Genomic DNA, 13,333 nt, shown 5'->3' with positions numbered 1-13,333 from the left:
AAGCGTTGATTTACAATTTAAAAGGTGCTCTGGGACCCGACAACCCAGTGCGGTAGCTATGTGTGATGTATTTAAAATAATTCATTTTTGGGCATTAATAAAATAAAAAAAATGTCACGTTAAAATAACACTATTTTCTTTATACTAAACTTATGAGTCACTAAATAAAAAACATATTATGAATTATAAAAAAGTAGTTATTATAGGCGCTAATGGCCTACTCGGTAGTACATTATCATGCACTTTAAAAAATAAAGGCTACCATGTAGTAACCGTCACTCATACATCTTTAGGTAGCGATTATCAATCTGATGTTTCAGAGAAAAAAAATTTAGATACGATCCTTCAAACTGAACAACCTGAAATCATTATTAATCTTGCAGCATTAACAAATGTAGAACAGTGCGAATTAGAAACAGACAAAGCTGAAAAATTAAATATAAATATACCTAAAAATATAGCTAACTCTAGTTATCAAAACGCATTCATTATACATATCTCAACAGATCACATTTATAATAAAAATAATGCAGATGAAACAGAAATTTCTCTCATAAATAATTATGCCAAAACTAAATATCTAGGAGAGAAAGAGTACGACTTATCAAAATCAATTATACTTAGAACAAATTTTTTTGGAAAATCAAAAAGTAATAACTCAGTGGGCCTATGTGATTTTATATATAATTCAGCTCAGCAAGGCGCTCACCTAAATCTATTTAATGATGTATTTTTTTCCCCAATATCAATAAATTCACTAGTTAAATACATTGAGCTAGTTATACAAAAAAAACATACAGGAATATATAATTTAGGCTCTAGAAATGGAATGACTAAAGGTGATTTCATCTATAAATTTTTGAATTACTCATCCATTAATGATTTCAATCATACATTTATTCCTATGCCACATAATAACGATATAAATCGACCTCATGATATGAGAATGAATGTTGATAAATTTCAAAATGTATTCTCACTTATATTGCCCACTTTAGATGAAGAAATAAGGAACGTATCTAATGATTTCAAATTTTGCTAGCTCCTTTCAAATAGGCTCAAATACACTGGAAAAGGATGGAGCTCCATATTTTATTGCAGATATTGGAGCAAACCACAATGGCAGTTTGGAAAAAGCAATTGAATTAATTCACCTAGCTTCTGAATCAGGAGCCCATGCTGTAAAATTTCAACATTTTAATGCTAGTACTATTGTGAGTAAGACAGGATTTGATACATTAACTGACCAAATGTCTCATCAATCAACATGGAAAAAATCAGTCTTTGAAGTATACAAAGATGCATCAATAAATTTAGAATGGACAGATATACTAGTAAAAACGTGTCAAAATGTAGGTGTAGATTTTTTCACTAGCCCTTATTCAATGGATCTTGTTGACTTTGTAGATCCATATGTCCCTGCCTATAAAGTTGGCTCAGGAGATATTACTTGGCTACAGATTATTGAAAAAATGGCCTCAAAGAAAAAACCCATTTTGCTTGCATGTGGCGCTTCAACTTTGGATGAAATTGATTTAGCCGTTAAAACAGCACAAAAACATACAAATCAAATAGTTATAATGCAATGTAATACTAACTATACCGCTTCCTTAGAAAACTTTAAGTACATAAATTTAAATGTAATTAAAACACTAAGAGCAATGTATCCTAATTCTATTTTGGGGCTAAGTGATCATACTCCTGGCCATGCAACAACCTTAGGCGCAATTGCACTAGGAGCAAACATTATTGAAAAACATTTTACTGATGATAATAGCAATGAAGGTCCAGATCATAAATTTGCAATGAATCCTTCCAGTTGGCGTGAAATGGTTAATAGATCAATGGAGCTATATCTAGCACTAGGCAGCAGTATCAAAAAAGTTGAAGATAATGAAAAAGACACTGTTGTGGTTCAGCGCCGTTCAATCAGAGTAAAAGATGATCTCATACTTAAAGCAGGACATATAATCACTGCTGATGATCTAATTTGTCTACGCCCATGCCCAACTAATGCAATTACACCTAATTTAATAAATTCAGTTATCGGTAAAACTTTAATCGAAGACATAGGAAATGGTGAATATTTAAAATGGAACCACCTAAAATAACAATTGTAATTCCTGCATATAATGAAGAAAAAACAATTGGTAATGTCATAAATGGTATAATAAGTACAACCCCAATAAACTTAAATATCTTAGTTATAAATGATTGCTCTAAAGATAATACATCTCAAGTGGCAACCTCATCAGGTGCTACCGTTCTAAATTTAATTAATAATGAAGGCTATGCTGGCGCAATTAATGCGGGAATGAATCATGCATTTAAACATTATAATTCTGATTATGTAATTACAATGGATGCTGATGGACAGCACCCTACCGAATCTGTAATGGAAGTGATCAAATTAATCAGAAATGATATTGATATTATAGTTGGAAAAAGACCATATTATGGACGATTTTCTGAATATATATTTTCAATCTATTTTAAATTTAAATACAATATCAAAGATCCTTTATGTGGCTTGAAAGCATATAGTAAAAGGTTATATTGTATAAATAATACGTTCGAAACATATGATTCAATTGGAACTCAACTTATCATTCTTGCTCATCAAAATAATTTAGTTATGAAGCAAATAGATATTAAACTTAATGATAGAATCGATGAACCTCGTTTTGGTAATAGCTACAAGGCAAATCTCCGAATTTTAAAAAGTCTTATTAAAACGATCCGTTATTCTAAATAATAAAATTGCTATAATCTGCAATACTCCTTTCGTCATAAATAAAGAGAACACCCATTATGTTAAATAACAAATCAATCCTAATTACCGGTGGTACAGGATCTTTTGGAAAAAAATTTATTGAAACAATACTATCACGCTATCCTGATGTTAAAAAAATAATTATATTTTCTCGTGACGAGTTAAAACAGTTTGAATTAAAGCAAAAGTATCCCCACAACAGATATCCTCAGTTGAGGTTTTTTATTGGAGATGTAAGAGATCAGGCTAGGATGATCCAAGCATGTGAAGGTGTAGATGTTATCATACACGCTGCCGCCATAAAGCAAGTTGATACTGCAGAGTATAACCCAACTGAATGTATTAGGACTAATATAACAGGAGCTGAAAATGTAATTCAAGCAGCTTTGCAATGTGGTGTAAAAGATGTCGTAGCATTATCAACAGACAAAGCATGTGCTCCAATTAATTTATATGGTGCAACAAAATTGGCATCCGATAAGCTATTCACTGCAGCCAACAATATTCGAGGATCAAAAAAGATTCGTTTTAGTGTAGTTCGGTACGGTAATGTAATGGGTTCTCGCGGCTCAGTTATACCATTTTTTATTGAAAAGAAAAAAACAGGTAAGTTACCTATTACACATAAAGATATGACACGCTTTAATATCTCACTTCAAGATGGTGTTGACTTAGTTATGTTCGCACTTGATCAACATTTAGGTGGCGAGATTTTCGTTCCGAAAATACCGTCTTATAATATATTAGATATTGCTAAAGCTATAGCTCCAGAATGCGAAATTGAAGTTGTAGGGGTGAGACCTGGAGAAAAATTACATGAAGAAATGATTACTGATACCGACTCCCTACATACTATAGATCTCGGTAAATTTTATGCAATATTACCTTCCATTTCCATGACTCACTCTGAAAATGACTATATAACTCATCATAAAGCCCAAAAAGTTCCATTTGGATTTAAGTATAATTCTGGAACAAATACAGATTGGGAAACCATAGAAAGCTTACGAACTCTAATTACAGAACATGTTGACCCTAATTTTAAAATCTAAAAAATTGTAGGACAAAATGAATATAGCAATTATTCCTGCGAGAGGAGGAAGCAAAAGAATCCCTCGGAAAAACATTAAGGATTTTAATGGAAAACCCATTATAGCCTATTCAATTGAAGCCGCAAAAAACTCAGGTTGTTTTGATAAGATTATTGTTTCAACTGATGATAAAGAAATTGCCGAAATTTCTCGTGCTTTAGGGGCAGAAACTCCTTTTATTAGGCCTCAAGAATTATCTGATGACTATACTAATACGGGTGAAGTTATTGCTCATGCTATAGAGTACTACATAAATTTAGGTGAAAAAATTGATTACGTTTGCTGTATTTATGCAACCGCTCCACTCATTTCAACAAACGATATTAAATTAGGTTACCAAAAAATAAGTTCTGACCCTACATTAAACTATTGCTTTCCTGTATGCGAATTTCCATTCCCTATACAACGAGGAATAAAACTTACAGAAAATAATAAAGTTGAAATGTTTCATCCAGAAAATTATGCTAAACGTTCACAAGATTTAGAAAAATCATATCATGATGCCGGTCAATTTTATTGGGGAAGGCCAAATGCATATCTCAGCATAATTCCAACATTTTCAAATAATTCCGTAGCACTGATTATTCCAAGAAAAAGAGTTGTAGATTTAGATACCGAAGAAGATTGGGAAATAGCCCTTATGCTATCGAATTTTTTAAATAAAAGTTGATATTTAGGCTCATAGTTACTATGAACACTTAACTATTAATATAATTATTATATATTCGATTAAACTTAGTTCCTAAAAAATTCTATGAGCTTAATAAAAAACACTTCTATATATCTTTTAGCTAATATACTAAATGCAGCTATTCCATTTTTTTTATTGCCGATACTCACTAGATACCTTACCTTAGAACAATATGGGCAAATTGCAATGTTTCAAGTTGTTCTATCAGGATTAACATTATTTGTAGGTATCAATTCAGCAGGAGCAGCTAATCGTAAATACTATGATGATATAACTCCAAATATAATTAAGGAATTCAATGGTAGTTGCATTCAAATTTTAATTGGTAGTACATTTATACCATTATTATTGATTTTTTTATTTTCAGAAAAATTGACTTACTTTTTTGCTATACCAAGTTCTTGGTTATATATATCCGTAATAATAAGTACACTTACCTTTTTATCAACCATACGCCTTGGGCAGTGGCAAATAAGAGGAAACGCTAAGCAGTTTGGACTTTTACAAATTAATAGTAGTTTTATTAATATGCTGTTATCTATAATTTTCATTGTATTCTTCAGTTATGGTTCAGAAGGTAGAGTAAATGCTCAATTAATAACAGCAATAATCATTGGAATTGTATCTATTTTTCTTCTTTATAAAGATAAGCTTCTTACTTTATTTATTTGGCGACCGAAACAATTAAAGGAAGCTCTCTTATTTGGTATCCCACTAATACCACATAACCTAGGTTTTTTTCTTATAACATCAATTGATCGTTTTATCATTAACAAAGAATTAGGTTTGGCAACTGCTGGGATATATATGGTAGCAGCACAAATTAGTACATCATTAGCTATTCTAGTGGATGCGGTAAATAAAGCCTATATGCCATGGCTATTCTCTAAACTAAAAGAAAATCAGTATAATGAAAAGCTAAAAATCGTTAAATATACTTATATTTACTTTGCTATTGCACTTGTTATTGTCCTATGTGCTTTTATTATAGGCCCATCCTTTATTATATTTATTGCTGGTGAAAAATATGCCGAGGCGGGAAAATTAATCGGTTGGTTATGCCTAGGTCAAGCATTTGGTGGAATGTATCTGATGGTAGCGAATTATATATTCTATTCAAGAAAAAATAATAAGCTTGCTATTATTACTTTTTTTTGCGGAATAATTAACATTATCATCTTATTTATATTAATCCCTAGAATTGGATTATTAGGAGCAGGTATTGCCTACGCATTCTCAAGATTTATGCAATTTATTTTAACATGGCGACTCGCATCAATACATATAAAAATGCCTTGGTTTTATTTTGCTTATAAGTAGTAATTGGATAAATATAAAATTGCATAATGGGAAACAGCAATGAAGAAGAAAATTTGTTTTTTTTCAAGTAATATAAATAACTCTGGTGGAACAGAAAGAGTGGCATCAATTATTGCAAATCATCTCTCTGCTCAGAATTATGAGATAATATTTTTAAGTCTTTTTGAAGGACTAAATCCCCATTTTAAATTTAATAGTAACATACAATTTTTCACACTAAGCAAAACAAAAAAATCACTGAGTAAACACTATATTAGCTTAACCTTAAAATTAAGAAATTTTTTAAAATCAGAAAATATTGATTGTATTATCAACATTGAAAGTACACTCTCCCTATTTGTTTGTCCCGCTTCACTATTAGTTAAAACCAAACATATTAATTGGGAGCATTTTAACTTTAGTGTAAGTTTGGGTAAAAAAACAAGAGTTATATCTCGCTATTTAGCACTATTATTTGCAGATTATATAATAACATTAACAGATACAGATAAGAATATGTGGGAAAGAAAATCAATATTTCCAAGCAAAAAGGTAGTTACAATTCCTAATCCAACATTAAACATTATTAATAAAAACAATATTACTACTAGTAATAAAAAAACTGTAATATCTGTAGGTCGACTCACAGAACAAAAAGGGTTTGATTTATTAATTAAAGCATGGTTCAAGGTTAAAGCCGCATATCCAGATTGGTGTCTTTGGATCGTGGGTGATGGTGAGGAAAAAGAAAATCTAGAAAACAAAATTTACAAAAATAATTTGAGTGATGTAATAAAATTAATACCATTCACTTCAAATATAGATAGCTTATATAAGAATTCAAATTTCTATGTAATGAGCTCAAGATTTGAGGGATTTCCAATGGTTCTTTTAGAAGCTTGCTCATATGGTTTACCCATTGTTTCATTTAATTGTTTAACTGGACCTAGTGAAATTATTAATGGCAATGGTATTCTTGTAAAACAAAATGATATTGAAAAATTAGCACTCTCTATAATTGAAATGATTGAAATGATTGAAACCAATAACCACTCATATTTATTATATAAAGAAAAATCATTAGAACAAGCAAATTTATTTTCTATAGATTTAGTTATAAAAAAATGGACTAATCTATTAGAGAGAATTTAGACATGAATTTATTTATTTGCAATACTACATTCCAAATGTATTTTTTATTAAAAATAATAGAGTATAAAAAAATAAAAAACTATGATATTATTTTTATTGGAAATAAAAATAATGAAAAAAACATACATTATTTTAAAAAAGTCTCTGAATCAGCAAACAAAAGTATCATTCTCAATTGTGATATAAAAACAATATTATTTCCCTTTGAAATAAATAAAATAGAGTGTCTTAACTATGACTCAATTTATTTAAGCTCAATTGATAGCATATATACACAACTTATATTATCAAAATTAAAGTTTAATAATTTATATACCTTTGACGATGGAACTGCAAATATAAACCCACAATCTAGCTACTACATAGATAACAGAAACGTAAGAATGAGAACAGTTTCATTTTTATTACGGAATAGATATAACATAAAAAAAATAAAAAAATTATCTAACACTCATTACTCTATATACAATAAAAAAAACATTATTGATAGCGTAGTTAATATAGATCTCTTTAATAAAATTAACAATAACAATAACAATAACAATAACAATGGAAAAGTATGTAATTTAATTCTAGGTAGTGTATATGCAGCAATATTATCAGACCCTAATATGAAAAATATTTTATTTGATAAACTAAAAGATAGGTTTAAAAAACTTAATGGAGATACAATTTACTTACCTCACCCTAGAGACCTAGAAATAATAAAACAATTTAAAAATGAATATATACGCACAGACCTTATCTTTGAAGATTTTTACTCTCAATTAAGTGAAAAATATGAAGTTATAAACATATTCTCATTTTCATCTAGCTCTATTTTAAATTTAGATTTAAAAGCTTGCTATATAATAACAGGAAATATTTTTAATCAAACATATTTGAACCTAGTTAAAAGCATATCAACTCATTCATCTAACTTTATAGAAATACATATTTAAGAAGGATATATATGTTTAATTATAAATTCACTATATTTACACCTACATTTAACAGGAAAGAGAGTCTATATCGTTGTTATGAAAGTATTCTTGAACAAAAAAACAAGAATCTTGAATGGATTGTTATCGATGATGGCTCTACAGATAATACTCAAGAATTAATTCAAACATTAATAAAAATAGCACCTTTTAAAATAAATTATATATTTCAAGAGAATGCAGGAAAACAGTCGTGTTGGAACCGAGCTATATCCATAGCTAAAGGTGACTATTTTATTGGAGTGGACTCGGATGATTGTCTAGCAGAAAATGCCTTACAATTAGTAGATATTTATGAAAAACAATTAAGAAAAAAAGATATCATAGGTTTAAGATGTCAATCTTTAGTAAAAGAAACTAATGCATTCGCTAGCAGATATATACCTAAAAATAATGAAATAGCTAATTGGTATAATGAATTTTTCAGTGGTAAGCATGGGGATAAAATAGATATATTTAAAACTGATATTATTAGAACATTACCATATCCAACCGCATCAGATATGAAATTCGTTCCTGAACTGTATTTTTATAATAAAACTAGTAACCATAACTATAAATTTGTGTATCTAAATATAGCTGTAGGCGTATCATTTAACGATCAACCTAAAATTACAAGGTTAAGTCATGCATCAAAAATTAAACACTGCAAAGGATATTTTCTAGCTTATAGTTCCTTATTAGTTGATGCCCCTATTATTCAATGGATATCATCACCATTACTTTTAGCTCGTGTTTTATTTAGATTAAATCAATCCGTTTTTTACCTTAAGGAAAATAAGCTATCTTCATTAGGTAATATAAAATTAAAATGTGCATGTATATTAATAGTAACATTAAATAAATTTCGAAAATAGAAATGCAATATGAAACTAAAATATAGAACAGAAATTATTCACCCTTTCATTGTGATTTTATCTTTTTTTATTATTTGTGCTTTCACAAAAGAGTTAGTTTTCACTGTATCCTCAATAATAGTCTCAATTTATGTGATTATTTTTACTTTGAAAAAAAAATCCGATAAAAAAGTATTAATCTCATATCTATTATTTATTTCTGCCTTGTTAGTTCCTGTTATTTTGGGTTACTCAGGAGTACGACCGGGAAATTGGATGGGATTAGCATTCACTTTCATGGCTTATTTTTTATTTGCTGATTATTTAATTAAGAGGCCACATATAACCATACCTCTGTCAAAAATTTTATTTTTTTCTTATCTTTTCTTTTTGTTTATATTGTTCATTATTTCACAACTTCTGCATATTGATTATGGAAATTACATCAATAAAATATTTACAAACACCAGTCGCAATGTTGTAATTTATTTTTGTTTTGTTTTATGCCTTTTCTATTTATTTAATTCCATACAGAATAGGAAAAAAATAAGTATATTGCCTCTACTTATATTTTGTTTTTTTTGTCTAATTAGTGGGTCGAGAACTGCTTTAATACTATCAATCTTAATATTATTAACATGCTTGGTTGATAATATTAAGGTATTGATTTTAATATTTTTAATCTTGTTGATTACATTATTTTCTGCTGATAGCATAGAGAGTTATATTCTAAGTCATACGAATTTCAATCAAGGCTTAGAAACACCTAGAACTCAAATGCTCCATGAATATATTGAAAAACTAGACATTAATCACTTTTTATTTGGTATGAACTTTGAACAATTACCTACAGTATATCTATTTGGCTCAAATCCACACAACTCATTCATTCATATAAATATGCTTTTTGGATTTAATGTAATGATTTATGTCTTCTTTTTATTTTACTCTCTATATAATTACCTAAAAGTAAATTTCAAATTGTTTCTTTTGTTTTTTATACTAATAGTCCGTTTATCATTAGATACTGTTTCATATAATAATTTTTTTACTGATATTTTTATATTATATTTTATATTTAATTCTTTCGGTCTAAAAAAATCAATTAATAAAACTTATTAAGTTTTATACTAAATTTCCATTCTAACAATTTACTTAGCATAAAATCATTTGTCTGACCTCTATCTATCGTAGTTTTAGCCATAAAAATAGGTTTATTAATGGATACAAAATCAAGTGTAATCATTCATGTCGTACCTAGCGATGTTAACGCAGGGCCAATTAATGTTGCGAAAGATTTAGTTTATGGATTAAACAACCTCAATTGGAGCTCCTCCATTTTCTTTCTAAGGGATGCTAAACGTAAAGGGTTGTTACATAATTTTATAAAACTTACTAGAATGTTAAAATCTAAAAAAATTGATGTATTACATTCTCATGGAATAATTCCTGATTTATTTTGCTTCATACTATCATTCTTTTTTTCTTTCAAATGGGTTTCTACTATACATGCAGACCCACAGGAAGATTTAAAGTTTCTATATCCTAAATCATATATGCTCATCTGTTTTTTATGGCAAAAAATTTTATCTAGGGCTGAGCATGCAGTGTATTTGACTGAGTACATTTATTCAAAACAACAAAATCACAATAAATATTTTATTCACAATAGCCGCTTAATAAACCCTCAGCTAATAAGTGAAAAATTAACTTCTCCAATACTTCTTAAGCATAAAATTGGTTTCTGTGGTGTTTTAATCGAACGGAAAAATGTTCGAAATCTTGTATTTACTATGAAATCAATTCCGGAATATACCCTATTGATTGCAGGAGATGGGCAACTTCGTTTTGAACTTGAAGAAAATTCTAAAAATTACCAAAATATCTCTTTTCTTGGCCATCAAGATGATTTGACATATTTCTGGGATAATATAGATATACTAATACTACCCTCATTTGCTGAAGGAGTACCTTTAGTCGCAATAGAAGCTATAGCGAGAGGTGTTCCTTTAATTTTAATGAATTTAGATAATTATAAAAATGTTTTTACCGAAAGTGAGACTTTTTTTATTTCTGATTTAAATGGAAATACATTATCCTCAGCAATAAAACATATATATCAAAACTATTCAAACTATCATAAAAATGCGCTCCATACATATTTAAAGAACTTTGATTATGATGACTGGGTAAATAAATATATATTTCTGTATAAAAAACATAAAGAAGACTAGTGTATATGTTAAACCTACTATTGTTTATTTAAAGTTCCTTAAGGCTCATTAGCAAAAATTAACCGGCACTACATTACTTTTATGTAATTTTACTTGAAAATATTAAAGAGTGATATATAGCTAACATATTAACCTTAGAATAAAATTAAATTCACATCATACAAAATAATCTACCAATATTTTTAATGGGATCAGAATATAAAAAGTATAAAAAAATTAAGGTGCCTGCAATTAATACACATACGTTATAACTATGGTTTAAGCTTAATCTAAATTCCTAATTAGCAGAAAATTTAAAATATCTATCACCTAAATAAATATAAGCAAATTACTTAAACTTAAATTAATACTTCACTATAATTTGGTGGCGACATGTTAAAATTTTCAGTTTTATTATCTGTATACAAAAACGAGAATGCATTTTTTTTCAATGATGCTTTTGAAAGTATATATAATTCTCAATCCTTAAAACCTAATGAAATAGTTTTAGTTCAGGATGGTCCTTTAACTGATAACTTATACCACATAATTGATCATTGGAAAAAAGAGCTACATGATATTCTAAAAATAGTTTCTATCCCAAGTAATGTTGGCCTAGGAAATGCCTTAAATATCGGTATATCTCATTGTACCTACGATTGGATTTTTCGAATGGATACTGATGACATCAGTTTACCAGATAGATTTGAAAAACAAATTAAGTTTATATTAAATAATCCTACAATATCTTTACTAAGCGCAAATATAGAAGAATTTGATGAATCTATGAGTCAATCTTTAGGTTGTAGGAATTTACCTAGTTCTTTAACTGGAATAAAAAAATTAATCAAAAGTAGAAGCCCATTTAATCATGTTTCAGTTGCTTTCAAAAAGAATGATGTTATCTCCGCAGGTGGATATCAACATCACTTATACATGGAAGACTATAATTTATGGATAAGAATGCTTTCGTCTGGATTCAATGCTGCCAATGTAGATGAAATATTAGTAAATGTACGCTCCGGTACCTCTATGATCAAGCGTAGAAAAGGTTCCATTTACATTAAAAGTGAATTCAAATTAGCTAAGTTAAAAATTAAATATAATATTGACAATCGATTTTCAGCATATTCTATATTCATACTCCGTAGCGCTTCTAGATTATTACCTTCATACTTATTAGCCAAAGTTTATTACCAACTTAGAGCATAGAACATGCTAAAAATATATACACAACGATAATATCCTATTAACTATACAAGTGTTTAGTTAGGTTTTCTTCTTAAACTAGCCATAGAATCCATTACATTATGAAATTTATCCCTTTAACTATTCTAACATTAACTATTCTCACGGGCTGCACCATCACCCCGGGTGCCTATATGTCAACATCAGGTAAAAATGTTGTTGATACGGGTGATAAAGATATTACCAAACTGGTTGATATCTACCCTATTTCACCTAAATTATTAGATGAAATGTATACCCCACAAGTTATCGCCAAACCAAATCCATTACTCGATAAACAGCTTTCAACCTATGAATATCGCATTGGTGTGGGTGACGTATTAACTATCACTGTATGGGATCACCCTGAGCTAACTATCCCGGCCGGTTCATATCGTAGTGCACAAGACTCCGGTAACTGGGTACACTCAGATGGCACCATCTATTACCCTTACATTGGTAAAGTGAAAGTTATTGGTAAAACCGTTACAGAGATCCGTACTCTAATCAGTAACCGCCTTGCCACTTATATCGAGTCTCCACAAGTAGATGTTAGTATTGCCGCATTCCGCTCACAAAAAATGTATGTGTCAGGTGAAGTGGCTAAACCGGGAACCCTACCAATTACCAACGTACCACTGACTATTTTAGAAGCCTTTAATAATGCAGGTGGTCTAACCGAAAAAGCCGATTGGGATAACGTAGTACTGACTCGTAATGGCAAAGAAATTAAAGTCTCTTTGCAATCTTTGGTGCAATATGGTGACTTAACCCAAAACTACCTGATGCAACCAAGTGATGTACTTTATGTACCGCGCAATGATGGGCAAAAAGTATTCGTGATGGGTGAAGTCGGTCAACCAACTACGCTCACCATTGACCGTGCGGGTATGAGTATTACCGAAGCGTTAAGTAAAGCGGATGGTATTAAACAAGAAACAGCTCAAGCAACGGGCGTTTTTGTAATCCGTCCTGTTAAAAACCAACCAGCAGCAGATAAAGAGCTAGAAGCGTTGCTACCGAAAAAAATGGCAGCGGTTTATCAGTTAGATTTATCTGACGCCACCTCTT

12 protein-coding genes are annotated in these 13,333 nt (G+C 29.6%); all 12 read left to right on the top strand.

All coding sequences use genetic code 11. The features are described from left to right. The first annotated feature begins 178 nt into the window (after positions 1–178). Positions 179–1,042: an SDR family oxidoreductase gene (locus tag ACTH6U_RS11130; protein ID WP_441832213.1), complete on the top strand. Its 864-nt coding sequence runs from the start codon at positions 179–181 to the stop codon at positions 1,040–1,042. After that, on the top strand, positions 1,023–2,111 hold the full coding sequence (locus tag ACTH6U_RS11125; RefSeq protein WP_441832212.1) for an N-acetylneuraminate synthase family protein: 1,089 nt from the start codon (positions 1,023–1,025) through the stop codon (positions 2,109–2,111). The genes ACTH6U_RS11130 and ACTH6U_RS11125 overlap by 20 nt, the downstream gene beginning before the upstream one ends. Beyond that, positions 2,093–2,755: a glycosyltransferase family 2 protein gene (locus tag ACTH6U_RS11120; RefSeq protein WP_441832211.1), complete on the top strand. Its 663-nt coding sequence runs from the start codon at positions 2,093–2,095 to the stop codon at positions 2,753–2,755. The genes ACTH6U_RS11125 and ACTH6U_RS11120 overlap by 19 nt, the downstream gene beginning before the upstream one ends. Before the next feature lie 56 nt (positions 2,756–2,811). Beyond that, complete coding sequence (gene pseB / locus ACTH6U_RS11115) at positions 2,812–3,825, top strand: UDP-N-acetylglucosamine 4,6-dehydratase (inverting) (protein WP_441832210.1); 1,014 nt, start codon at positions 2,812–2,814, stop codon at positions 3,823–3,825. Positions 3,826–3,841: 16 nt separating this feature from the next. After that, positions 3,842–4,534: a pseudaminic acid cytidylyltransferase gene (gene pseF / locus ACTH6U_RS11110; protein WP_441832209.1), complete on the top strand. Its 693-nt coding sequence runs from the start codon at positions 3,842–3,844 to the stop codon at positions 4,532–4,534. Between the two features lie 84 nt (positions 4,535–4,618). Continuing rightward, positions 4,619–5,875, top strand: coding sequence for a lipopolysaccharide biosynthesis protein (locus tag ACTH6U_RS11105; protein WP_441832208.1), 1,257 nt, complete (start codon positions 4,619–4,621; stop codon positions 5,873–5,875). Between the two features lie 39 nt (positions 5,876–5,914). After that, on the top strand, positions 5,915–7,006 hold the full coding sequence (locus ACTH6U_RS11100; RefSeq protein WP_441832207.1) for a glycosyltransferase family 4 protein: 1,092 nt from the start codon (positions 5,915–5,917) through the stop codon (positions 7,004–7,006). Between the two features lie 2 nt (positions 7,007–7,008). Continuing rightward, positions 7,009–7,947, top strand: coding sequence for a glycosyltransferase family 52 (locus ACTH6U_RS11095; protein WP_441832206.1), 939 nt, complete (start codon positions 7,009–7,011; stop codon positions 7,945–7,947). An 11-nt stretch (positions 7,948–7,958) separates the two neighbouring features. Further along, entirely contained in the window at positions 7,959–8,843 is an 885-nt protein-coding gene (locus tag ACTH6U_RS11090) for a glycosyltransferase family A protein (protein WP_441832205.1), read from the top strand. Positions 8,844–10,042: 1,199 nt separating this feature from the next. Further along, positions 10,043–11,056: a glycosyltransferase family 4 protein gene (locus ACTH6U_RS11085; protein ID WP_441832204.1), complete on the top strand. Its 1,014-nt coding sequence runs from the start codon at positions 10,043–10,045 to the stop codon at positions 11,054–11,056. Between the two features lie 372 nt (positions 11,057–11,428). After that, positions 11,429–12,247, top strand: coding sequence for a glycosyltransferase (locus ACTH6U_RS11080; protein WP_441832203.1), 819 nt, complete (start codon positions 11,429–11,431; stop codon positions 12,245–12,247). Positions 12,248–12,345: 98 nt separating this feature from the next. Continuing rightward, positions 12,346–13,333, top strand: a 988-nt coding sequence (locus tag ACTH6U_RS11075; RefSeq protein ID WP_441832202.1) for a polysaccharide export protein, incomplete at its 3' end; no start/stop codon positions are given.

It is taken from the genome of Providencia sp., assembly GCF_052096715.1.
GTDB lineage: Bacteria > Pseudomonadota > Gammaproteobacteria > Enterobacterales > Enterobacteriaceae > Providencia.
The sequence above is the reverse complement of the archived record's forward strand: the minus strand, read 5'-3'. Positions and strand labels throughout refer to the sequence as shown.